The sequence below is a fragment of the Deltaproteobacteria bacterium genome, from assembly GCA_019310525.1.
Taxonomy (GTDB): Bacteria; Desulfobacterota; DSM-4660; order Desulfatiglandales; family HGW-15; genus JAFDEE01.
The window spans coordinates 1-24,282 of record JAFDEE010000048.1 but is presented as its reverse complement, the minus strand read 5'-3'; the positions used below and the strand labels follow the sequence as shown (position 1 = coordinate 24,282).

The 24,282-nt window shown below is 56.9% G+C and carries 19 protein-coding genes; 1 reads left to right on the top strand and 18 read right to left on the bottom strand.

The window, feature by feature from the left end; all coding sequences use genetic code 11:
• From JRF57_10530 to JRF57_10470, 13 genes are all read right to left on the bottom strand, one after another.
• Window positions 1-2,714: molybdopterin-dependent oxidoreductase (locus JRF57_10530; protein ID MBW2304134.1), on the bottom strand; the 2,714-nt coding region annotated here is incomplete at its 3' end.
• Complete coding sequence (locus tag JRF57_10525) at window positions 2,711-3,670, bottom strand: xanthine dehydrogenase family protein subunit M (protein ID MBW2304133.1); 960 nt, start codon at window positions 3,668-3,670, stop codon at window positions 2,711-2,713. The genes JRF57_10530 and JRF57_10525, both read right to left, overlap by 4 nt.
• Window positions 3,671-4,275: 605 nt before the next feature.
• A complete protein-coding gene (locus JRF57_10520) occupies window positions 4,276-5,646 on the bottom strand; it encodes a 4Fe-4S binding protein (GenBank protein MBW2304132.1) in 1,371 nt (456 codons plus the stop codon).
• A 30-nt stretch (window positions 5,647-5,676) separates the two neighbouring features.
• The gene (locus JRF57_10515; GenBank protein MBW2304131.1) at window positions 5,677-6,936 is read right to left on the bottom strand and encodes an FAD-dependent oxidoreductase; all 1,260 of its coding nucleotides are present in this window, start codon (window positions 6,934-6,936) and stop codon (window positions 5,677-5,679) included.
• 118 nt (window positions 6,937-7,054) lie between these two features.
• Window positions 7,055-8,266, bottom strand: a complete 1,212-nt coding sequence (locus JRF57_10510; GenBank protein MBW2304130.1) for a phenylglyoxylate dehydrogenase — start codon at window positions 8,264-8,266, stop codon at window positions 7,055-7,057.
• A gap of 2 nt (window positions 8,267-8,268) precedes the next feature.
• On the bottom strand, window positions 8,269-8,562 hold the full coding sequence (locus tag JRF57_10505; protein MBW2304129.1) for a 4Fe-4S binding protein: 294 nt from the start codon (window positions 8,560-8,562) through the stop codon (window positions 8,269-8,271).
• Complete coding sequence (locus tag JRF57_10500) at window positions 8,559-9,131, bottom strand: 2-oxoacid:acceptor oxidoreductase family protein (protein ID MBW2304128.1); 573 nt, start codon at window positions 9,129-9,131, stop codon at window positions 8,559-8,561. Before JRF57_10500 ends, JRF57_10505 begins: the two co-directional genes overlap by 4 nt.
• A 166-nt stretch (window positions 9,132-9,297) precedes the next feature.
• Window positions 9,298-10,443: an ABC transporter substrate-binding protein gene (locus tag JRF57_10495; protein ID MBW2304127.1), complete on the bottom strand. Its 1,146-nt coding sequence runs from the start codon at window positions 10,441-10,443 to the stop codon at window positions 9,298-9,300.
• 48 nt (window positions 10,444-10,491) lie between these two features.
• Complete coding sequence (locus JRF57_10490; GenBank protein ID MBW2304126.1) at window positions 10,492-11,205, bottom strand: ABC transporter ATP-binding protein; 714 nt, start codon at window positions 11,203-11,205, stop codon at window positions 10,492-10,494.
• A gap of 53 nt (window positions 11,206-11,258) precedes the next feature.
• Window positions 11,259-12,029 (bottom strand): ABC transporter ATP-binding protein, encoded by a 771-nt coding sequence (locus tag JRF57_10485; protein MBW2304125.1) that lies wholly within the window; start codon window positions 12,027-12,029, stop codon window positions 11,259-11,261.
• A gap of 4 nt (window positions 12,030-12,033) precedes the next feature.
• Entirely contained in the window at window positions 12,034-13,080 is a 1,047-nt protein-coding gene (locus JRF57_10480) for a branched-chain amino acid ABC transporter permease (protein MBW2304124.1), read from the bottom strand.
• Window positions 13,073-13,942 (bottom strand): branched-chain amino acid ABC transporter permease, encoded by an 870-nt coding sequence (locus JRF57_10475; GenBank protein MBW2304123.1) that lies wholly within the window; start codon window positions 13,940-13,942, stop codon window positions 13,073-13,075. The genes JRF57_10480 and JRF57_10475 overlap by 8 nt, the downstream gene beginning before the upstream one ends.
• A 32-nt stretch (window positions 13,943-13,974) precedes the next feature.
• Window positions 13,975-16,668 carry an aldehyde:ferredoxin oxidoreductase gene (locus tag JRF57_10470; protein MBW2304122.1) on the bottom strand — a complete coding sequence of 898 codons (2,694 nt, stop codon included), beginning with the start codon at window positions 16,666-16,668 and terminating at the stop codon, window positions 13,975-13,977.
• Window positions 16,669-17,274: 606 nt separating this feature from the next.
• Here JRF57_10470 and JRF57_10465 point away from each other — a divergent pair.
• Entirely contained in the window at window positions 17,275-18,432 is a 1,158-nt protein-coding gene (locus JRF57_10465; GenBank protein ID MBW2304121.1) for a reductive dehalogenase, read from the top strand.
• An 80-nt stretch (window positions 18,433-18,512) separates the two neighbouring features.
• Here the strand turns inward: JRF57_10465 and JRF57_10460 are convergent, their stop codons facing one another.
• The 5 genes from JRF57_10460 to JRF57_10440 form a co-directional block, all read right to left on the bottom strand.
• Window positions 18,513-19,385, bottom strand: coding sequence for an ABC transporter permease (locus JRF57_10460; protein ID MBW2304120.1), 873 nt, complete (start codon window positions 19,383-19,385; stop codon window positions 18,513-18,515).
• Between the two features lies 1 nt (window position 19,386).
• Window positions 19,387-20,352 (bottom strand): ABC transporter permease, encoded by a 966-nt coding sequence (locus JRF57_10455; protein ID MBW2304119.1) that lies wholly within the window; start codon window positions 20,350-20,352, stop codon window positions 19,387-19,389.
• Window positions 20,353-20,611: 259 nt separating this feature from the next.
• Window positions 20,612-22,144, bottom strand: coding sequence for an ABC transporter substrate-binding protein (locus tag JRF57_10450; GenBank protein MBW2304118.1), 1,533 nt, complete (start codon window positions 22,142-22,144; stop codon window positions 20,612-20,614).
• Between the two features lie 146 nt (window positions 22,145-22,290).
• Window positions 22,291-23,256 carry a dipeptide ABC transporter ATP-binding protein gene (locus tag JRF57_10445; protein MBW2304117.1) on the bottom strand — a complete coding sequence of 322 codons (966 nt, stop codon included), beginning with the start codon at window positions 23,254-23,256 and terminating at the stop codon, window positions 22,291-22,293.
• Window positions 23,257-23,278: 22 nt separating this feature from the next.
• Complete coding sequence (locus JRF57_10440) at window positions 23,279-24,271, bottom strand: ABC transporter ATP-binding protein (protein MBW2304116.1); 993 nt, start codon at window positions 24,269-24,271, stop codon at window positions 23,279-23,281.
• Window positions 24,272-24,282: the final 11 nt, after the last annotated feature.

The following is a 24,282-nucleotide window of genomic DNA, read 5'->3' as shown; positions in this document are numbered from 1 at the left end:
AGACGCACCCCGACGGCGTCATACACGGCATTGCCGATGGCCGCAGCCACGGGCGCCATGGTGGGCTCGCCCAGGCCCTTGCTTCCGTAAGGCCCATGGGCGGCCGGAACCTCTACGATCACCGGTTCCACTTCCGGCACATCCATGGAAGTCGGCAAGCGGTAGTCGTGAAAATTGGGATTCAACACTTCTCCCTTTCCACTGATTTGAACGCTCTCTGTGAGTGCGAAACCCAGACCCATGGAGACCCCCCCTTCGATCTGCCCTTCCACGGCCCTGGGGTTTATCGCCCGGCCCACGTCATGGGCCGCCACATACCTCAATACGTCCAGATGTCCGGTCTCGGGATGCACTCGGACAACGGCCGCATGGCATCCGATGGTATTTCCCTTGAACGCCGTAAAAGAGAGGCCTCGGACCCGGTCGGGTTCGATTGCATCCATTTCCGGAAGATACCGGGCCCATCCGATGATGGGTCCTCCTGCCTTAATATGCTGGTCATAGGAGATCTCAGCGAAACTCACCCGTTTCTCCGGATCTTCCCTAAGGAAGATCCAGCCGCCCCTGGTTTCGAGGGAATCCACCTTCACTCCAAGCCTGACGGCGGCTTCACGGAAAAGTTCTTCCCTGGCGTTAGCCGCCGCCTTCCTGGCCACCATCCCGATGGTGAAGGTCCCCCGACTCCCCCCGATGCCATGGTCATAGGTAGCCTGGTCCGTGTCTCCCTGAACGATCTCCACATCTTCGGACCGAATCCCGAGTTCTTCGGCCACGATCTGGGGCACACTCGTGTACAGGTACCCGGTTCCCATATCCACGGCGCCGGTGGTCAGGGTCACGGTTCCGTCCTCGTTGATCTTGACGGTGGCCGAAGTGGCCCATCCCCCACTTAACCAGAAGACGCAGGCCATCCCCTTTCCCACCCTGTCTTCCTTGGGAATCCTTCTCCATCCTATGGCCTCGGCGGCGCTCTCGACCACGCGCCTGTAGTCCACATCCACCAGAGTCTGACCCACTCCCGTCTTCTCTCCCTCCCGGAGAAGGTTTTTCAGGCGGAAATCGAGGGGGTCCATCCCTGCGGCCCGGGCCAGGTTGTCGGTATGGGACTCCAGGGCGAAACTGGTCTGGGGAGCCGAAGGTCCCCTCATGCTCCCGCAATTCATCTTGTTGGTGTAAACGCAGTAGCCTTCTATCAACAGATTAGGAACGCGATAGAGTCCCCCAGAGAGCTGGGTGGAGAGGGTGACAGTTGTCGGCCCGTTACCGGAATAGGCTCCCGTGTCGTAAATAAAACGCACATGCCGGGCCACCAGGGTGCCGTCCTTTTTGATGCCCGATTTGACCCAGAAACGGGTTTGGTGCCTTGGGGTCGTGGCGAGGAATTCCTCCTCCCGGGAATAGACGATCTTGACGGGCCGCCTGCATTTCAGGGCCAACACCACGGCGTAAGGCTCAACGATCATTTCGAGCTTTCCGCCGAAACCGCCTCCGATTTTGGTTGCCACGACCCGGATGGAGGTCATGGGGATTTGAAGGGATTGAGAGAGATAGCGCCTGATGGCAAAAGGTTTCTGGGTCGTGGTCCAGACATGGATCTTTCCGTGGCAATCAACCTCGGCCAGAGCCGCGTGAGGTTCGATACTGGACTGGTGCTGAATCTGGGTGGAAAAAACGTCCTCCAAAACGATATCTGACTGGGCAAACCCCTTCTCCAGGTCCCCGACCTCAACCCTGGCCACGGTGCAGATGTTTCCCCGCTTCTCCGTTTCAAAGCTGCATTCATAATGCTCCAGGTCCTCGTGAACCAGGGGCGCCCCTTCCTTCATGGCCTCCAGGGGATCAAGAACCGACTCAAGGGGTTCATACTCCACCCGGATGAGATCCAGGGCCCGGGCCGCGATCTCTTCGCTCAGCGCCGCAACCGCCGCAATCTCGTCCCCCACGTACCTCGCCTTTTCCCTCGCAAAGACGAGTCGGTCCTTGATGTCCACCCCGAAATACCCGGCGGGGACATCCTTCCCGGTCACCACGGCGACAACGCCTTCCAGCTTCTCCGCTTCGGTGGTATCGATCCGGCGAATGGCGGCATGGGCATAGGCACTTCGAAGGATCCTGCCGAAAACCATTCCGGGCCGCTCCATGTCGGGGCCGAATACCGATAGTCCCCTGACGTGTTCTTCCGCGTCCCGTCTGGAAAAACTCCTGCCGATGTTTCCTTGACCGGATGGTTCCGAGGTGGAACAACCCCCCCGAACCACCGTCTCCACGGCATCAACGATCTTCTTGTAGCCCGTACATCGACAGAGGTTGCCCGAAAGTGCCTTCCGGACGGCCTGTCGGTCGGCATCGGCCGGTAGGTTCTCCAGGAATCCCTTGGAGGCCATGAGCATTCCCGGGGTGCAGAATCCGCACTGAACGGCGCCGTGTCTGACAAAGGCCTCCTGCAGGGTGGACAAGGAGCCGTCCTCCTCTGCAAGTCCTTCCACCGTTTCCACCCGGGCGCCCCGGCACTCCAGGGCCAAGAGGATACAGGAATTCACGGGCCGCCCGTCCACCAGCACCATGCAGGCTCCACATTCACCCGATCCGCAGCCCTCCTTGACCCCTTTCAGACCCAGGTGGTCCCTGAGGACCTGGAGTAGGGTCTCGTGAGGCAGGACCTCAAGGTCCCGGCGCCTTCCGTTGACCGTCATGGACAAGGGGTAGGTCTTCACTGTCTCCTCTCGTTTCGGGGGATCATTCCACCCCGGGGCAAGGCCCTGGTTATCAACTCCTGGACGAGCACTCCCGTCATGCTCTTCCGGTACCCGGCCGAGGCCCGGATGTCGGAAATAGGCTGAATCTCTTCCATGGCCTCTCCGGCCGCCCTCCTGATTACCTCCTCGGTCAAGATCTTCCCCCTCAGGACCTCTTCCGCCCTTTTGGCCCGAACCGGTGTCGGGGCCACAGCCCCCAGAGCTATCCGGACATCATCACAGGTGTTCCCATCATCCAAAACAAGGGAGACACAGGCATTCACCACAGCAATCTCCATGGCCTTGCGGGTTCCCAGTTTCTCATACTCCGCCCTCCGTCCGAATCTGGACCGGAGCCGGAATCCCTTGAGGATTTCCCCCCTTCGAAGGATCGTTTTGGAGGGGCCCAAGAAAAGTTCCTCGACCGGCACTTCCCTCTCTCCCGCGGGAGAAAAGACGACCGCCCCGGCCTCGTATGCGATGAGGGGCGGAATGGAATCCGCAGAAGGAGAAGCAGTCGCCACGTTTCCACCGATCGTCCCGGTGTTTCGAATCGAGGGTGATCCCACCATCCCGCAGGCCTTGGCAAGGGAGGGGAAGTGTTCCCGAATGATCGGGGATTCCGTCACCTCACGGTGGCTCGCCGTGGCTCCGATGAACACTTCTCCACCGGGCATAATCCTCACCTCCCGGATCTCCCCGATATCCCTCAAGGAAATGATCGTAACGCGCCCTTCGGGAACGCGGGAGAGGGCGTTCAAGAGGTCCGTTCCGCCGGCGAGCAGCCTTGCCTCCGGATGGTTTCCCAGGCATTCGCAGGCCTCCAACAGGTTTTTAGGCCTGAGGTATTCCTGAATGGAAACGGGTTTGGCCATGGAATCTTCCTTCTGATCTTTTCCAAACGAGACCTTTGAAAAACGTTCAATTTTGTCCAAGGTCAAGCCTCCGGCCCGTAAGGCCTACGCCCCGGAGGGGAAGACGAAAATTTTAACCATCCCGCTTTAGAATGCCAAGCGGCAGAGGCACCATACATTGAAATATTTCGAGGATTAAACCCAAATTATGCGTGAACGCCTGTCCAAGAAAGGGGAAAAGGATTTTCCCGAAGCGGCCTATTTTGGCTCTGGAGCAGCCTGCCTGCCGCAGGCAGGGCCTATTTTGGCTCTGGAGCAGCCTGCCTGCCGCAGGCAGGGAGAGCGGAAGAGCCAAAATCGGCAGTGAGCGGAGCCATGGACGGCGTAGCGAACGTAGCGGAGGGAACATCCTTTTCCCTTTCACCTATCGGGTGCTGTCAGGATTTAACATATTGTAATGAAGATAAATTTCACCATTAACGCATAATTTGGGTTAAAATTTGTCCGCGTTTCACTTGGACTCTCCACCCCTCGGGTGGGTCCCAGGTTTGAGTCTGACACCGCCTGTCCGCCGTTGTCTGGCGGACTTGTCACGCCGTAGCCATAGCGAAGGCGGAAGATCGGGCAAAAGGGGGCGTTTTTCAAAGGTCTCGATACCCCGCTGCTTTCAGCGGGGAGCTTCATTCTCAAGAACCAACCCCTTCCACTCTGGTCTCATCCCCGTCCCTCCCCTCTTTCGTGAAGGCCTTCAAAATCTGGATCTTCCGCTCGGTTTGTTCCTGGATCAAGCGAATCTGCTCCTCGTCCAGGTGTCTGAACTTCCCGATGAGGGAAAGGTATTCCTGTACCGGCAGGGGATCATCGACCGGGTAGGTGAACCGGATCCTGCCCGTTTTCAACTCAAACTCCCAAAGGGGTACGATATTGGTCTGTACCGCCTTTCGTCCGGCCTCGATCAGCTTTCCCGGGGGAAACCTCCATCCCGTGGGGCAGGGCGAAAAGACGTGGATATATGCCATTCCCTTCTTCGAGGCCTCAATGGCCTTTTCCAGCTTCTCGTAATAGTCCTCCATGAAGGCGGTGCATGCAGTGGCCACGTATTCGCAGTTGTGCATCACCATGAGAAGAGGCAGGGGCTTGGCCTCCCGGGTCTTCCCGCGCAGGACCGAGCCTACGGGGGTGGTCGAGGTCCAGGCCCCGAAGGGGGTGGTGCCTGAACGCTGAACCCCCGTATTCATGTACCCCTCGTTGTCCACGCAGATGTAAATCATCTGCTCGCCGCGTTCCGCCGCTCCGGAGAGGGACTGAAAACCCACGTCCGCAGTACCCCCGTCTCCTCCCAGGGCCAGCATGGTGACATCCCGGCCGATCCGATTGTAGTATCTCCTGGCACCCGCCAGCATGGATGCCGTGTTGGTCAGGAGGGGATGAAACACGGGGGTCTTTACGGCTGTCTTTCCGTTCACCCCAACGGCACCCACCCCGGCAATGCATCCCGGCGGGGTGGCCAGGACCACGTTGGGGCCGATCCTTCTCAAGGTATGTCGCAGGAGGAGTTCCGAGTTGCACCCCAGGCATGCGGAAATGCCCGGAACAACAAGATCTTCCAGGTCACCCCAGGCATTGTAAAGATCCGCTCCTCGCTTCAATTCAAGCGCCCCCCTGGTGCAGGCCTCCACGCAGGCAGGTCGCCCTCCACAAAAATCGCACTTCATGACCCGGCCCGATGCGGCGTTGAACACGATCCCCCCATAAGGACAGGTCAGGGTACATAGCAGGCACCCCACGCACTTCTCTTCGTCCCAGCAGACCACGCCCGTTTCGGGATCCTTGCTCAGGGCCCCGGCCGGGCAGTTCATGGCGCACCGGGGCATACTGCATTGCCGACACAAGGCGATCCCCGTGTACCGGCCCTCTTCGTCCCCGCAAACCCGGATACGGGAATGAACCGCCTCCTTGCTCCCGGCGTGATGCTCGGCGCAGGCCTCTACGCAGAGGTTACAGCCGTCACATCTGTCCGGGTAAAAGGCAATGGTCCGATAACCGTTTCCCGTCATTTCCTCGTCTCCCGATCGATTTCCCATCCCCTATCTCCATGTCCTTGACATCAGAACCCGGCCCGTTCCCAGCGGGTCGGATATAAAGCGCTCTTCCAGCCCCTGTAAAGGAATTTTCCGCCGGATCAGTTCGGCTATAATGCCCGGATCCATGCCGTCGTTGATTCCCGATGCCCCAACAAGCCGGCCTCCCTGAAGCACGATCTTCCGGTAGCGGGGACCGGTCTTCTCCACCAAGTGGTGAGGGGAAAGTTCCCCGGAGTTCTCCCCGCCGAGCCCCACGGCGAAGGCCCGGTGTCCAAAAAAGCGGTAGGTATTCATGGCAATACCGCCGGGGTGGGGAACCAGGGCCTCATCACCGGCCATATCCATTCCCGCGATGCGTCCCTGCTCGACGGCATTTACAAGGGTGGCGTGGATCCTCTTTTTCCCTGAATCGAAAAAATCCGGTGCCTGTGCCACATCTCCCGCCGCCCAGACATCGGGATGGGTAGTGCGCATCCGCTCGTCCACCAGTACGCCCTCTTCCGCGTCGATCCCCGATCCGGTCAAAAAGCCGATCCTCGGCCGGACCCCGGTTGCCACCAACAGCAGATCGGCCGTACGCTCCTCCCCAGAATCCAGGGAAACGATACACCTCCCGCGGTCTTCGAAGACACGGGTCACTACGCTCCCGGTCAGGACTTCGATACCGTTTTCCCGGAAGATATCCCGGATAAGTCCCGCCGCTTCCCTGTCGAAGTAACCCGGCAAAATCTGATCGAGGGCCTCCACCAGGGTCACTTTCAATCCCCCCTTGTGAAGGTTCTCGGCGGCATGCATTCCAATGAGTCCCCCCCCCAGGACCACGGCCGATCGGCTTCCCTCCATGGCCCTACGCAACCCGAGGGCATCTTCCAGGGTTCGGAGCACGTGGCAGGAGACACCCTCCAGGCCCTCTACAGGAGGCAGTACAGGAGCAGCCCCCGTGGCCAAAAGCAACTTGTCGTAATCCAGTATTTCCCCGGATTTCAGGATGATGGACCTGGCGTGCAGATCCAGTCCTACGACCTTCTCTCCCCGCCTGTACACGACTCCCGATCCCTTCAGGGCATCTTCATCCTTCAAGAAGATCTTTTCCGGATCCGCCTCCCCCGATACCACGTAGGGAAGGATTGTGGGAGAGTATGGGAGGGTGTCTTCCTGGGTCAGGAGAAAGACGGGATTGTCCCGGTCCGTCAGGCGAATGGCCTCCACGGCGGAAAGTCCCGCATGGCTGCTTCCGATGATCACGTATCTGGTTTGGGGCATGGCTGATCCTCTAACTTGCGCCCATCCATTAACGGCCAATTTTCGCCTTCTTTGACCTTGCCCAATTTTTCTCATTCATGGATGGGCACCAACTTGGTTGTTCCGGCCCAGGGCGGCGTCAACGGTTTTCTTCGGGCCCATTGAGCCAAACGGTATCGGAGGGGACCTCACCCTTCAGCGCCTTTCCCGTGGTCTCAATGACTCTCATGAAATGATCCACCGTGATGTCCGCCCCGGCAAGTCCTCCGATGAAGCTCAAGGCCGGAATACGTTTCTCCAGGTGATAGAGCGCTGAGAGGATCTCCTGGAAAACGGGACCGGCATTCCAGCCGAAACTCACGGATCGATCCACCACTCCTACGGCTTTCACCTTGGAAAGGACGCTGCAAAGCGCAGCCAGGGGAAAGGGGCGGAAGGTCTTGATCTTGATGAGACCCACTCTCTCTCCTTTCTCCCGGGCCAGGTCCACGGCATCCTTGCCCGCCCCGGTCATGCTGCCGATGGTGACGATCGCGTATTCGGCCCCATCGATGCGGTATTCCTCGATCAGGGGGGCGTGAAATCGCCCGAAGCGCTCTCCCCATTCCCTGTGAACAGCCGGAATCACTTCCAGGGCGTTCTGCATGGCCTTGCACAGGCCCTTGCGGTACCGAACGAACAGGGCCGGGCCCTCGCCCCCGGCGCCCCCGGTCAGGGGATCCACTCCCATGGGTCGCTCAGGATCCAGGGCCACATGCCAGTTGATGTTTTTTTCACCCAGGAAAGCGTCCACCTCTTCATGGTCGGGGAGTTCCACCCGCTCGACCCCATAGGACAGGTAGTTGCCGTCGTGGTTCACGTTTACGGGTAGCATGATCCCGCGATCCTCGGCGATCTTGTAAGCCATGATCACCGTGTCCAGCACCTCCTGGCAGGTCTCGCAAAACATGTGGATCCATCCTGCCTCCCTTACGGTCATGGCGTCCTGTTGCCCCCCCCAGACACACTGGGGAGTGATCCCATCCCTGGTCACGATGGACATGACGATGGGAAGCCGCAAAGGGGGCGTCCGGAAATAGGGTTCGAACATGAAGGCCAGTCCCTGCCCGCAACTGGCCGTGAAGGTCCTGGCCCCGGCCAGGCAGGCACCCTGTAGAACCGAGAGCACGCTGTGCTCCCCTTCCACGTCCATCAGGTCCGCCTTGATGATGCCGTCGGCCACGAACTGGGAAATGTACTCGGCCAAAGAAGACTGAGGGGTTATGGGGTAGACCGCCACCATGTCGGGTCGAGCGAGCGCCACACCCCAGGCCGCCGCCTCGTTTCCATCACATACGATGATCTTCCCCATGACTACTCCTCGCCTTCTTCCACCATGACAATGGCATGGTGCGGGCATTCCTGAGCGCAAATGCCGCATCCCTTGCAGATCACCAGGTTCGCCTCGAACCAGGCCGGTTTCTCCACGATACACTGGGTCGGGCAATAGACCCAGCACGTGGCACACTTCACGCATCTGTCCCGGTCCACCACGGGACGTTCCGCCCGCCAGTCCCCGGTTTTGAGCACCGAGTACTCGGTCGCGATGGGACACAAGTCATCCGGAATACTTGAGGAATCAAAGGGTTTCTTCGCCTGTGGTCTCATGATTTCTCCTGAGGGTCGAGCTGGAACACCTTGGTCTCATCATAACCCCTTCTCACAGCCTCCAGGTTCATCTCCAGGGCTGCGTCCCGGAAGGCCACGGAGGCCATCCCCTTGTTCAGGGAATCCAGCGAGACGATCCCCGTCGTCCTGGCAAAGGCACCCAGCATAATGGAATTGGTGATGGGACGTCCGAAAATACCGAGGGCTATTCCAAAGGCATCGCAGAGCCCGACCCTTGAAAGGGGAGCCGTGACCTGAAGTTCCTCGAGGGACTTCTTGGTAGCCTGCACAAGAATCCCCCCAGGCTTCATCCCCTTGAAGATGTCCACCGCCCGGGGAAGGGTCGGATCCAGGCAGATGACGCAATCCGGGTGGTAGATGTTCGTGGTCCTTCGAATGGGCTCCCGGTCGAACCTCAGGAACGCCTCCACTGGTGCCCCGCGTCTCTCAAACCCAAATGAAGGAATCGCCTTGACGTACTTTCCTTCCTCCACCATGGCCTTTGCCAGAATCTTGGAGGCCAGCACCGCTCCTTGGCCTCCTCTGCCGTGGAACCGAATCTCGTACATTCATACCCTCTTTAAGGACTCCAGCTCCCGGGACAAGCTGAGGGCCCGGTCTGCCCCGGGGGCATCCCGGGCCTCCGCCTGATCACCCCCGGATTGAAGATCCTTGGTGATGTTTCGAATTATATGGGAGCGCTCACCACGCTTCAGGGATCCGATGAAACGAGACCTATTGGGCCAGGACCGCCACCCCGCCTTTTACAACATACATTAACATATCCCTTACCATGTCCCCGTTGGCGTCGAACTGGTTCTCACCCATGGCTCCCATTACGGGCGGGCGATAGGGACCGATGGAAGAAAGGGCGACCGCCAGTTCCAGTCGATCCGCTCCTCCCAGCTCTATGGCCTTGGCGACCAGGAGGACACAGTCATTGGCCAGCCCTTCCACCAGGCCTGGATCCCGGCCGTACTTCTTTTTGAAGTCGGCAGCCCACTTCTGGACATAGGGCCGTTTGTCCTTCAACGAAAAGTATCCGGAATAATAGGTGCCTTCCGCGGCCTTTCCCGCCACCTTGATATACTCCGGATGCCCGATGCCGTCCGTCCCCAGGATCTGGACCTTCATCCCCAATTCCCTGGCCTGTCTTGCTATAAGGGCCCCCTCCTTGTAATGCCCGGCGATAAACAGGGCATCGGCCTTCAGGGATTTGATCTTTGCCAGTTGGACCGAAAAATCGGTATCATTGGGAAGAAAGGCCTCGGAGGCCACGACCTTTCCGCCTGATTCGGCCATGGCTTTGACGAACATCTCGTTCAAGCCCCTCCCGTAGTCATCGTTCACGTAAATGGTGGCGAAGCGGCTCCATCTTCCCTGGCTCTTCGCCCACTGGGCGATGTATCGCCCCTGGAAGGCGTCCGTCGGTACGACCCGGAAGGAATAGGGTCCGGCATTGGTATAGGAGGGGGCGGTGGCCCCTATGGCCAGCTGGACCAGGCCGTGCTTGTTCAGGATAGGGGCCCCGGCCAGAGCCACGGTACTGGTGATGGGACCGATCATGGCCAGGATCCTTGGATTGTCCACGAAACGCTGGGCGATGGCAGCACCCTCCCGGGGATCATTCTTGTCGTCGGCAACCTCGATCAGTTCCAGTTTTTTGGCCTTGCCCTCGCATCGCGGGACGACCCCACCTGCCGCATTGATGCGCTCAATGGCAAACCGGGTCCCTACCTCGGCCTTCTTGCCCCAGGACGCCGCTCCACCGCTCATGGGTGCACATAGTCCCACTCCCAGGGTATCTCCGGCCAGTGCACCCGTGGTGGAGATAAGGGCAAACAGGAAAACCATTGCCATAATTCCAAACACCCTTTTCATTCTCTCCTCCATTATTAAAACGATTGGGGGTTTTGAAAATAAATGACCCTATTCCTCGCCCAAGTATGCCTTGATGACATTTTCATTTTCAAGGAGGTTCTGCGCGGAATCTTCCAGGACGATCTCCCCGGCATTCAGGATATATCCCCTGTCCGCTATGGAGAGCGCTTTTCGAAGATTCTGTTCCACCACGAAAATGGGGATCCCGATTTGACTCACCTCCCGGATGATGCCGAACACTTCATCCACGAGTTTCGGGGAAAGTCCCATGGAGGGTTCGTCCATAATGATCATCCGTGGCTTGGCCATTAGAGCCCGTCCGATGGCCAGCATCTGCTGTTCCCCTCCGCTCAGGGTCAAGGCGTCCTGGTTGAGCCTTTCTTTCAGCCGGGGGAAGAGAGCAAAGACCCTTTCCATTTCGGGTTCCAAGTGATAAGCGGGGTTCCGCCGATGAATGAATCCTCCCATCTCGAGGTTCTCCCGGACGGTGAGCCGGGCGAAGACCCGGCGGGCCTCCGGAACGGGAGAAATGCCCTTTCGAACGATCTTGTAAGTGGGGAGGCCATCGATTCGTTCCCCCCTGAATTCCACCTGCCCCGAGACGGGCTTCACGATTCCCAGGATCGTCTTCATGGTCGTGGACTTCCCTGAGGCATTTCCTCCGAGCAGGCAAACGATCTCCCTTTTGCCCACCTCGATCGAGATGTCCTTCAAGGCCCGGATGGGCCCGTAATAGGTAGTGACTCCGGTTATCTTGAGCATCAGCCAGGGACCCGTTACGTGGTGTTTAAGAGGGGCCTTCCGGACCCCATTCTTTAGTCCCTTCCCAGGTAGGCCTCTATCACCCTGGGATGATTCCTCACTTTCAGATAGTCCCCCTCCACGATCTTCTCACCGTAGTCCAGGGCGACGATACAATGGCACAATTGCCTGACGAAATTCATATCGTGCTCAATCACGAGCACCGTGACGCCCTTCCTGTTCACGTGCCGGATGGTATCCAGCAATTGGAGCGATTCGGCCGGGTTCATGCCTGCCGTGGGTTCGTCCAAAAGAAGCACCCGCGGTCTGGACATGAGGGCCCTGGCGATCTCCAGGCGCCTCCTGTTGGCATAGGAAAGGGTCCAGGCGGGATCGTGCTGCATGCTCAGCAGGCGCTCACCAAAAACCGCCATCACCTCCTGGGCGCGATCGATCAGGTTTTTCCGCTCCTGCCGGGCCCCGGGAAGGAGGAGCAAGGCCGACAAGATCCCTCCCCGCGTCCGGCAATGCCCCCCAACCATCAGGTTTTCCAGTACCGTGAGGTTGTTGAACGGCCGTTGATTCTGGAATGTCCTGGCGATTCCAAAAGAGATGATCTGATGGGTCTTCTTCTCCAGGATGTTCTCCCCGATCCCCCGAAGATAGGCCTCTCCTCCATCGGCCGGAAACATGCCTGTAAGCACATTGAAAAACGTACTTTTACCGGAACCGTTGGGCCCGATGATCCCCACGATCTCCCCTTCTTCCACCTCGAGGTCAAACCGGTTTAAGGCGGTCAATCCGCCGAATCGCTTGGTCAGGGAGTGTACGGTAAGAATGCCCATTCCTTTACGCCTTGTAAGTCTGCTGATAAAGCTTCTTGCCGAAAATGCCTTCGGGGCGGAAAACCATCATCAAAACCATGAACGCCCCGACGGCCACCATCCGGTACTCGCTGGCGGCCCGGAAGATCTCCGGCGCCCCGATCATGATGATGGCGCCGAGCACCGTGCCGGGGATGCTCCCCAGGCCCCCGAGGATGGGGATCGTGATAATGATGACCGATTCGAGAATCGTGAAGCTGTTGGGACTGACAAAGGTCTGGAAAACCGAGAAAAAGCTGCCCGCAAAGGCCCCAAGGGCGGCTGAAAAAGCGAAGGCCAGGGTCTTGTAATAACCGAGATGGATACCCATGACGGCCGCCACGTCCTCATCCTCCCGGATGGCCATCCAGGCCAGTCCCACCCGGGAATCCCTCACCCGGATACACGAATAGATGGTCAAAAACACGAAAAAGAGGATCAAATAATAATAGTCCCGGTAACCGTCGATCACGTGGTGCCACCGGCCGAACCCGATAACCGGAGGCGGGATGCCCGGGATTCCTCTGGGCCCCCGGGTAAGTCCCATCCAGTTATTGGCAACGATATATACGATTTGTCCAAATCCCAGGGTCACCATGGCCAAGTAGTCATCCCTCAGGCGAAGGGTAGGGAAACCGATCGCCGCCCCGAAGATGATTCCAACCACCATCCCGATGGGCACAGTCAGCCAAAATGAGAAGCCGTGATAGGTCGTGAGGATGGCCGTTGTGTAAGCCCCGGTGGCGTAAAAAGCGGCGTGGCCGATGTTGAGGAGCCCCGTGAACCCCATGACCACGTTCAATCCCAGGGCCAAGACGATATAGAGGCCGATATAGATGATCACCCGAAGGACGTAATGGCTGTGGATCACCTGGGGAACCAGGAGGCAGGCGGCAATGATCGACACCTTGATATACCAGCGGGACAACCCGAAGGCCCCGGCAAGCCGAACCATGGGGCTTTCCTCTCTCGCCTTTTCCTTGCCCGTGGCCTGGGATCCACCGGACAGATCATCGAGCCTTGTGTCATTCATTTCTGCCTCCCTCCCCCAGCAGGCCCTGGGGCCTGAGGACCAGGGTCAGGATCAACACACCGAAAGCGAAGGCGTCCCGATACATAGAGGATACGTAGGCCGCGCCCACACCCTCGAAAATCCCGAGGAGGATCCCCCCGAACATGGCCCCGTAAATGTTCCCGATCCCTCCCATGACGGCCGCGGCAAAGGCCTTCATCCCGGCGTTGAAACCCATGTAGGGATCGATGCTGTTGTAATTGACGGCGAAAAGAATCCCCGCCACCGCCCCCAGAGCCGACCCGATGGCGAAGTTGAGTACGATCACCCCATTGGAATTGATCCCCATCATCTCCGCCGCTTCCCGGTCGGCGGCGGTAGCCCGCATGGCCTTTCCCAGGGAGGTCTTCTTGACGAAAAGCCCCAGGGCCACCATGAGGGTGAAGGATGTGGCCAGGATGAAGATCTTCTTGAAAGGGATTATCACCCCGCCAACAACGAGGGGGGGGAGTCCGAAATCCACGTCATAGACCTGGAACTCGGCACCCCAGATGATCCTCGCCATATTCTGAAGAAAAATAGACATCCCGAGGACACTGATGACCACCGCGAACCGCGGAGCCTGCCTCAAGGGGCGATATGCCACCCGCTCAATACCGATGCCGAGAAAAGAGGCCAGGACGATACCTGCCAGGGCGGCCACCGGAAAGGGCAGGGAAAGGGAGGACATCATCCACCAGGAGAAAAAGGCGCCGCACATGAATATTTCGCCGTGGGCGAAATTGATCAACTTGATGATCCCGTACACCATGGTATACCCGATAGCCAGCAGGGCATACATGGCTCCCAGGTTGATCCAGTTGGTGAACTGCTGCCAGAACAAGAAGAGTCTCCTTTTCCCCCTGAGGTGTGGGTTTAGTCTGAGAGGGTTTTCTCCCTCCTCTCCTTCCTGCCGAAGGGGGGTGGCGGATCGCTCCCGTAGATCTCAGGGGGCTCAATGGGCTCTCCGGTCTCCGGATCGGGGGGGCGCATGGGGGTATCGACCGGACGGGTTCCTTCCCGGCTCCACTTACGCCGCAATTGTTTTTCCGTCATCCGCCCGATCTCCTCCCGTGTTTTCTTCGCGGCGTGATTGGTCCCTTCCACGAAAGTCAGCGCCCCTGTTGGGCATTTCTTCACGCAATCCGGGTCTCCCCCGCAAAGGTCGCACATCAGGGGATAACCCTCCCGGGGATGGAGTTGAAGGACGCCATTGACGCAGGCCTCCGTGCACAAGCCGCAGCCCACGCACCGCTCTTCCATCACCCTCACGACACGGGTGAGGGGATCCTGCAGGATCGCCTCCTCCGGGCACGCGGTCTTGCAGGGGGCCTTTGCGCACCGCAGACATATGATGGGCCTGTCCACCCCGGCCTCCTCCAGTTTCACTACCCGGATCCGGGACAGGGACGGAGAATAGACCTTCTCGTGGACATAGGAACAGGCCATCTCGCATGCCCGGCATCCCGTACAAAGAGCGGGGTCGATAACGAGCCGCTTCGGGATTTTTTCAACCCTGTCCATGGCTTCATCTCTCCCCTCTTCTTTTTTCTTGACCGGGAAGCGATTCATGTATTCCGATCCGGGACCGAGCTCCACCGAAAGGGACGACCACCTCAGGGATGTGGTCCCGTGGAGGTCCCCATCGAACGTCGGGTAGTCGGATTTGAGCCGAATTCCTCGCTTCTTCAGGTCCTGAACCATGAAATCCAGGCCCAATTCCTGAAGCTTCTTCTCGGTGGGCCACCCCGTATCCGGGTCCCAGCCCCTAAAGGAGTAATACTCCGAGAGGAGTTCCCGGTTCTCAAAAACCCCGCTGGCCGCCAGATTTGAATCCTCGGGCAGGGGTTCGTCGGTGAACCTCCCGGGAAGGATGTCGTCCTTCCTGGAAAGGCCATAGCGCACCAGGATCGTGCGTTCCAGGTTGTTGATCCTCTCCCCGATCCGGAGGACTTCCTCGATATCCACGTCGAACCCGGTTGAGAACCTGAACAAATCCCGTGCCACGGCCTCTCGGATCACCTCCATGGAGACCCCGATGATCTTGCAAAAACTGAGGGAATCCGCCAGGGCGCACATCTCCTCGAACCAGGGCACCATTTTCCCCTTTCCTTCCCACGGGAGCATCAGCGCGCAGTTCTCCGAGCCGAATCTTTCCCGGGCCTCCTCCACCCTCCCCGAGAGTTCGAAGAAGGGATCGGCCCTCTGATGATCCGCCCCCCTCGATGCCACGGCATTCCCGAGACCATAGGCCTTAAGTCCCCTCACATCCGCCTGGAATATCTCAAGGTTTTTTGCCTCCATACAGAGTTCCCTTCCGAAACCCAGGGTTTCCGCGGCATGAACCACGCCTTGGGAAAGTACGGCGCCGAATCCCTCGTTCCGGATGATCTTGAGCAGCAATTCATAGACGGCCCGGGAATTCCCCCAGGAGAGATCCAGGCCGTCACAGTCCGCAGGCCTGATAAAACCGAGCTGGTACATCTCCTGGGCCCAGGAAATCACCTCCGAGGCGGTAATGGAGTCGATCCCGGCCCGATTGACAAGTTCTGCGCATTTGAGGGCTACCTTGAGGTCCGGATTGCCTACTCTGGCGGTAAATCCGGCGAGGGTCTCGTATTCCGGACCTTCCCCTTTCAATTCCCGGCCGTCAAAACCTTCCGGCACCAGGTAAAAGCGGCTGCAGGGATTGATGCAACCGAAACAGGCCTTCCGCTTCACATTGTACTTTGCAGCCACCGTTTCTCCGGACACCTCCAGCCAGTGCTCGAAAATCCCGGTCTGGAAGTGGCGGGTCGGCAAAATTCCCGCATCGTTGCAGAGCCGAATCAAGTTGGTCGTACCGGTAACACCCCTTTCCTGGAAATTGGGGTGGTGGTAGAGGGCCCTGAATACGTAATGGACCAGGGATTGGAATTTCTCCGGGTCCGAAACCTGCACTCCACCTGTCCCCGTCAGGGCGACGGCCTTGAGATTCTTTGAAGCCATAAGCGTTCCCATCCCCGTACGTGCCATGGCCCTCGCGTTGTTGGTCATGACGCACCCGAAGGAGACACCGTTCACCGCCCCCGTGCCGCAGCAGGCGACCTGAACCATGTGATCGCGACATTCCCTTTGGATGGCCGCCTGGGTCTCCCAAGTGTCCAGATGCCACAGGTGGGAAGCATCCCGGATCTCTACCCCGCCGTCCACGATCCTCAACCAGACCGGCCGCTCGGCCTTGCCCTCGATCACGATCTGGTCGTACCCCGCGAACTTCATCTCCGCCCCGAAGTGTCCCCCGGCGTTCGAGTCCCCAAGGAATCCCGTGTGGGGGGACTTCCCGGATACATTGATCCTGGAACCGGGAAAGCCTGTCCCCGTTATGGGACCTACTCCGAACACGAGGAGGTTCTCCGGTCCCCGGGGATCGGCATCCACCGGAACCTCGCGGGCGAGGACCTCCATGTTGAATCCCCTTCCACCCATCCATTTCCGGGCGTAGGAAGCGGAGATCTCCTCCTTGCGGATCTTTCCGTCACTCAGATCGACCCGCAGGCGAATTCCGGCATAACCATAAAGTTTGCTCATCGGTAGATTCCTCATTCAAAAGCGAAAATAGCAACAAAGGCACCCCCCCCGGAGTGGTTCGGAAATACTGGGAGGGGCACGGAAAAAAACGGCGAGGAGGGCGTCCCAGGACGAGGAGAACTCGCTCACGCCCGGCTTTTGTCAATGGACGGGCACCAGTCTAACAAAATAGCGCTATGAATCCAATAAAAATAATTTACATATGAAATCAAATTTTCATATATAAATCTTCGATGGCACTCATTGGGGATGGTTGTTTCAAAATTCCGGAGCGCCAATTGGTGGATGAAGGGCCGAAACCCGCAGCAAACGAAACCATGGACGGCGGAGCGCCTGTCCGCCTCTGGTGCGGCTTGCCCGCCGGAATTATGGCGGGAACGCTAGCGAGGAGAACATCCCGAACTCCTGCTTGAAACGATAAATTCCATTTCAGACAAACGTGTCGGGGATCTTAAAGATATTGACATACCCTCTGACTCTGGTATGGTAGTTCGTCGGGATCGCTCTTTCCAGCGAAACTGCCAGGGGGCGCGGCCTTTTCGTTTCCGTCAAACCTGCCTGGAATTTCCACGGCATTTTCCCTCTCATCTCTTATAAGACCGAGACATGACGAGTCAAAATTCATCCTCTTCGGCGGAAGACTGGGGTTTTCCGATCCCCGGGGAAAGATTCGACCAGAAAAACGAGATGTTCAAGCGGGCCGCCTGGGATCCGGCCTTCGAAACCCTGAGGAAGCGCTTCTACCAGGAAGTCGTCTTTCAGGACAGGCTTGGATGGAACCGGGAGGACTTTGCCGTCCGCAACGCCTCCTGGAACACGGAGTGGGCCTTCGGCATGGGGAATTCCCGCAGCAACAGCGGCCTTTATGCCTGGGAGGGCCTGCATCCCAAGGCCGAACGTTTTCTGGAGGCCGGCGGGCGCGTCACAGGTTCACCTGAGAAGATGGCCCGACTTGTGAAGCGGGCGGCCCTCCACCTCGGCGCCGACTTGGTGGGCATCTGCCGGGTGCACCCCAACTGGGTCTACTCCCATGAATTCAATCTCATCACGCACGAACACTATCCCATCGAGCTTCCAGAGGGGTGCACCACCGCGGTGGTCATGGCCGTGGAGATGGACTACGAGACCATGCGTTCCTCCAGTATGGTGCTCCAGGGGGCCGCCACGGGCCTCGCTTATTCCAAGATGGCTTTCCTGGCCAACCTGCTTGCGGCCTTCATCCGGGGCCTGGGATACCGGGCCGTGCCCTGTGGAAACGATACGGCCTTGAGCATCCCCCTCGCCATGGCCGCTGGGCTGGGCGAGTGGAGCCGAATGGGACTGCTGGTGACCGAGCGTTTCGGGCCCCGGGTGCGCATCTGCAAAGTATTCACGGATATGCCCCTACAGTCGGATTCCTACCGTCCTTTCGGGGTCGTGGAGTTCTGCAGGACGTGCAAGGTCTGCGCCGCACACTGTCCTTCACAGGCCATCTCAAGCGGGGAGATGACCACGGAGGGTCCCAACATCTCCAGCCACTCCGGAATCCGGAAATGGTACATCAATGCCGAGCGGTGTTTTTCCTTTTGGGGAACCAGCAGGATCGACTGCACCCAATGCATCCGGGTTTGCCCGTTCAACAAGCGACCCGGCGTGATCCACGATATCACCCGCCTGCTTATCCGAAAATGGCCTGCCTTGAACCCCCTCTTCGTCCGCATCGACCGCTGGATGGGATACACCCGACCTTACCCGCCTGAGCGGTTCTGGGGAGACCTTTCCTGAGACCTCCATACACCTTCGGCACCGGGACCGTTACTTGAATGCCTGCAATTTCCCTTTGAAAGCCCGGAAGACCGAATCTCCTACCTTTCTATTTTTGGGTTAAGTTCCTCCCGCAACCAGTCGGCGAAGAGGTTGATACCTATCACCAAGAGGACAAGTGCGGCACCGGGGAATACAATCATCCACCACATTCCGGCGTATATGTAGTTCTTGCCTATCGCAACCATCATGCCCAACGAGGGCTCGGTCAAGGGGACCCCTACGCCTAAAAAACTGAGGGTCGCCTCCAGCATAATCACAACAGCCAGATCCACGGCCACGATGACAAAAATCGGTGGGATGGCATTGGGCAGAATATGCTTCAGCAGGAGCCGTAAGTCTCCCGCACCGGTTGCCTTGGCCGCCATGATATAGGCCTCCTGTTTGACCTCCAGGACACTACCGCGCATGGTCCGGCCGTATTTAACCCAGTCTGCAATGCAGATGGCGATTATTACTATGAAGACACTGCCTTTCCCGAAAATTCCCAGGAAGAGGAAGGCCAGCAAGGTTGTTGAAAACGAATAAAAGGTATCAGCCAGCCGCATGGTTATGGCATCCAGTTTTCCGCCGTAATACCCGGCCAGCAACCCCATGAGCACCCCGAAACTCCCGGCAATCAGCACTACGGAAAACCCCACCATGAGGGACGTTCTGCAACCGTACACTATCGTACTGAATATACATCGGCCCTGGTCGTCCGTTCCGAGGATGTAAGGGGAAACACCGTCTTTCATCCAGATCGGCGGTGTAAGAAAATGCTCCAGGCTTACCTTCTCCAGGTCATAGGGGTTTTGAGGTGTGATCCATGGTGCCGTCAGGGCCGCCAGGATAAAAACCACCAGGATAAAGCTACCCACGATGGCTGAGGGATCATGTAAAAAATCGTAAAGCAATTTGGACTTAATTTTCATTTTACCCGTAGCGGATCTTTGGATTTATGACCGCATAAAGTATGTCCACAATTATGTTCGCTGTTATGATGATCAAGGCGGCCATCATTATATATGTGACAATGACCGGCTGATCATTTTCATAGATCGAGGTCAACAAAAGATTGCCCATCCCCGGCCACTGAAAGATCGTCTCCGTCACGATAGAGAAAGCGATCAATTCACCGAATTGAAGCCCTGTAATGGTAACGACCGGAATCAACACGTTCCTGAGGGCATGCTTGAAGATAACCTTTCCGGGAGGAAGACCCTTGGCCCAGGCTGTTTTGATGTATTCTTCCGTCATGACTTCCCTCATTCCCGCCCTGGTCAACCTCAACAGGACTGCCAATTGATACAAGGCAAGGGTAACCGCCGGCATGATGAGATGTTTAATCCCTTCCAGGGTCAAAAAACCGGTCCGCCAAAAACCCACCTGAACAGTCTCCCCACGGCCAAATGCCGGAAGGATTCCCAAATAGGCGGAAAAGATCATAATCAGCAAGATACCTATTAGAAACGTAGGAATGGAGATTCCACCCAGGGAACAGGCCATAATCAATCGATTCCTGACGGCATATGGTTTCAGGGCTACAATAACACCGCCCCCCACCCCCAAACAAAAAGCCATGCAGACGGCGACAATTACGAGTTCAAAGGTGGCGGGGAATCGTTCCATGATGAGCCCGAGTGCTGAAACACGGCTGACATATGATTTGCCGAAGTTACCGTGAAGGGCATTCCATAAAAACCGCCCGTACTGGACATAAATGGGTCTGTCCAGGCCCAGGGAACGGCGAACCTCCTCCCGTTCTTCAAAGGTGGCATATTTTCCTGCCATGGTGATGACCGGGTCCCCCATGTACTGAAAGATGAGAAAGCAGAACATTGAGGCGACCAGGATAACCACTATGCCCTGAATCAACCTTCTCGCAATATAAGTGCCCATAAGTCAGCCATATCAACTGTCACTGTTCACAATTTGTAGAAAACATCAGTTGCTGCCCATCCACATGATGAGCAACACAATCCGTTATTCTTATTGACGCCCGCAACTGCAGTATTATTGCGGCCAGGCCTGTGTCAGATGGATTTAAGGCAAGGTCCCGGGAGCAACATGATTTGGGCGTTGCGCTTAATTCGTCCCGGGTCCCAGTGCATATCACCGGAGCCGTGCCTCACACGGCTCCGGTGATCATACCACAGGTCTATTTACTGATTTCTTTGTAAACCATCCAGCGGTCAGGCCGGGGGTGGAACTTGATCCCCTTTCCTTTCTGGATGGCGTAAAGATCTACCTGGTAATGCAACGGAATCCATACGATCTTATCGACCATCGCCATCTTGTTGAGCTTTTGCAGGGCCTTGGCCCGTTTCGCCGGATCCACCATATCAAAGGTGGATTCCAGCAGCCTGTCGATATCCGGATCGCTGTAAGCCGCTCCGTTCAGGCCACCATATCCCTTGGCCTCGTCCCTGGTATGGGCAATCTTCGAATAGGTCCTTCCCATATCAAAGGATCCGTCAAACCACCCGATCAGGTAGAACTCCAGTTCACCCTTGGCCACCTGTGGGAAGAAAATGGATTTGGGTTTGATGTCCAGTCTCACCTTGATTCCCACCTTGGCCAGATAACGGGCGACGGCCTCGGCAATCTTGGCATCCTGTACATAGCGATCATTGGGGCCTGTAAGCGTGACTTCAAATCCGTTGGGAAACCCCGCTTCTTTCAGGAGTTGTTTGGCCTTTCCGGGATCATAGGGAAGTCTCTTTATAGAGGGATTGTACCCGATGGTAGGTGGATCCGGCACCTGTGCCGCTGGAGTTGCATGACCCCTCATGATTTTCCGTATGATCTCGTCTTCATTGATAGCCATGTACATGGCCTTGCGTACGCGGATATCAGCCATGGGGGATCCGGGCTTATTCCCGAGTGCCAGAAAAATCGAACGCCTGGCCGGACGACTGACAATGTTAAGTTTGGGGTTCTCCTTGACTTTGTGAAAAAGCTCGACCGGTATGCCCGTAACTATGTCCACCTGCCCCGAGACTAGAGCGGCGAAACGGGTGGATGATTCCTTTATGGGACGGACTTCCACCTTTTTGATGGGCGGTGCGCCCTCCCAGTAATCCTCATTGGCCTCCATCCGCACGTAGGATCCTTTGACCCATTCCTTCAGTTTGTAAGCGCCGGTCCCGATGGGCCTGATATTTACATCACCGGGGTCTCTGGTCTCAGTGGACTCCTTGTCCATGATGAAGATCTGGTGAAGATTATTTACAAACCAGGGGATGGGCTGTTTGGTTTTGATTACTACCGTGTAGTCATCTATGATATCTATTGACTTGATTGACTTGCCGGTGTTGAGGAATTCCGAAACATCCGGATTGCCGAGCCGTTCGAAGGTGAATTTTACGTCAGCGGCGGTAAAGGGGTTGCCGTTATGGAACCTGACACCCTTTCTCAGCCAAAACTTCCAGGTCAACATGTCCAGGCGTTCCCATTTCACGGCAAGAGCCGGTTCAAGCTTCCCTTCCGCGCCTTTTCTTTGAAGTAATCCATCAAAAAAATTGGCCATGTATTGAAGGCCCGCATCCGAGTCATCTCCATGGGGATTCATCATCCTCGGGGGGACGTCTTGGGCTGCGATGATGGACGAGGATGCAAAGGCTTGACCTGTGAAGCAGGTTAAGACTAGCACAAGGGCCGTCACCAATGCCGGATAAATAAGTCTTTTCATATTCCGTTCCTCCTCTCCCGGTGTTAAGCGATTGTGTTTTAAATGTGGCAAAGCTGCCTGATCTATTAAGGCACCTGTATCCGAGGGATGGAAGCCGCTTTCTTTCACCTCCTTTCATCTGTGGTGACTTCACCCGGTTAAAGTTTTCAAAACAAGTGGCAGGCCACTTGGTGCCGGTCTTGAATGGTTTTCAGTTCAGGTTCATACCGGTCACACCCCTCGAACCTTCGGGGGCACCGGGGATGGAATGAGCATCCGGTTGGCGGATTGATGGGATTAGGAACATCCCCTTCAAGGATGATCCTGTTCTTGGACTGCTTGGGATGAGTAACCGGGACCGCCGAGAGTAACGCCTGGGTATAGGGATGCTTGGGATCCGTGTAAAGCTCCCCGTAAGGGGCGCTCTCAACAATTTTCCCCAGATACATGACCACAATGCGGTCGCAGATATGTTCCACGACGGCCAGGTCATGGGCAATAATGATATAGGAGTGGTTGAACTCCTCCTGGAGATCAATAAGAAGATTGATGATCTGCGCCTGAATGGATACATCCAGGGCCGATACGGGCTCATCCCCAATGATTATCCGGGGGTTGAGGGCCAGGGCCCTCGCAATACCTATCCGCTGCCGCTGCCCTCCACTGAATTCGTGCGGGTACCGACGCCCCTGTTCCGGGGTCAACCCCACCTTTTCCAATAAATAAGCAATACGCTCATTCTTTTCCCCCCCACGGTAGACTCCATGGATCTCCATGGGATCCCCCAGAATCTGATTCACGGTCATCCTGGGATTAAGGGATGAGTACGGATCCTGAAAAATAAACTGGATCTCCCCCTTAAGGAACCTCATCTGGGACTTGGTAAAAGAAAAAACATCCTGCCCCTTGAAAAAAACCTTGCCCGAGGTCGCCTCAATAAGCCTCAGAATGGCCAAACCCGTCGTGGTCTTCCCACACCCGCTCTCACCCACCAGACCAATGGTCTCCCCTTTCCCCAAAGAAAACGAAACACCGTCAACCGCGTAAACATAACCACTGGTCCTGGAAAAGATCCCCTTCTTTATGGGAAAATGAACCTTGAGATCTTCTACTTTTAAGAGGGTTTCCACCAACCCTTCTCCCGTTCAACCGTTCTCATGCATTTCCGTAAAGAAAACACCGTACCCTGTGGTTTTCTCCCAGGTCCACAAGCCCCGGAAATTGCTCCTTGCAGGTGTCAAATGCCTCCGGACACCGGGGATAAAACGTGCACCCCGACGGCAGATCAAGAAGACTCGGTACTACCCCGGGTATCTCTTTCAGCCTAACCCTGCCCCGCACCGAGCGCTCACCCAGCTTTGGAATGGATTTAAGCAGCCCCCGGGTATAGGGATGCTTGGGTTCGTCAAAGATGGCAAGGGTGGAACCCTCCTCAACAATCTTTCCCGCATACATCACCGCCACCCGTTCGGCAATCTCCGCTATAACCCCCAAATCATGGGTAATCATTATGATGGAGGTCCCCGAACTTTCTTTAAGATGGATCATCAGATCCAGAATCTGGGCCTGGATGGTCACATCCAAGGCAGTGGTAGGTTCATCCGCAATAAGGATCTCCGGATCACAGGCCAGGGCCATGGCGACCATGACACGCTGTCGCATCCCCCCTGAAAGCTGATGGGGATATTCATGAACCCTCCTCTCAGGCGCCGGAATCTGGACCTTACGAAGCATATCAATGGATCGTTCCCAGCTCTCACGCCTGGACAACCCCTTATGGTGTATGAACATCTCAGAAATCTGATCCCCTATCGTGTAAACAGGATTCAGGGATGTCATGGGCTCCTGGAAAATCATGGATATCCTGTTCCCACGAATCTCCCGCATCTGCTCCATACCAAGCCCCACTATGTCCCTTCCATCAAAGAGGATCTTTCCGTGGACGATCTTTCCAGGCGGGTCAGGAATGAGTTTGAGAATGGACTGGGCAGTCACGCTCTTACCGCATCCCGATTCCCCCACAAGTCCTAAAACCTCTCCATTGTTGAGGTAAAAAGAAACATCATCGACCGCTTTTACTATCCCTTCAAAAGTAAAAAATTGGGTCTTCAATCCCTCGACTTCGAGAAGATATCGACTTTCAGACATGGTTTGCTTCC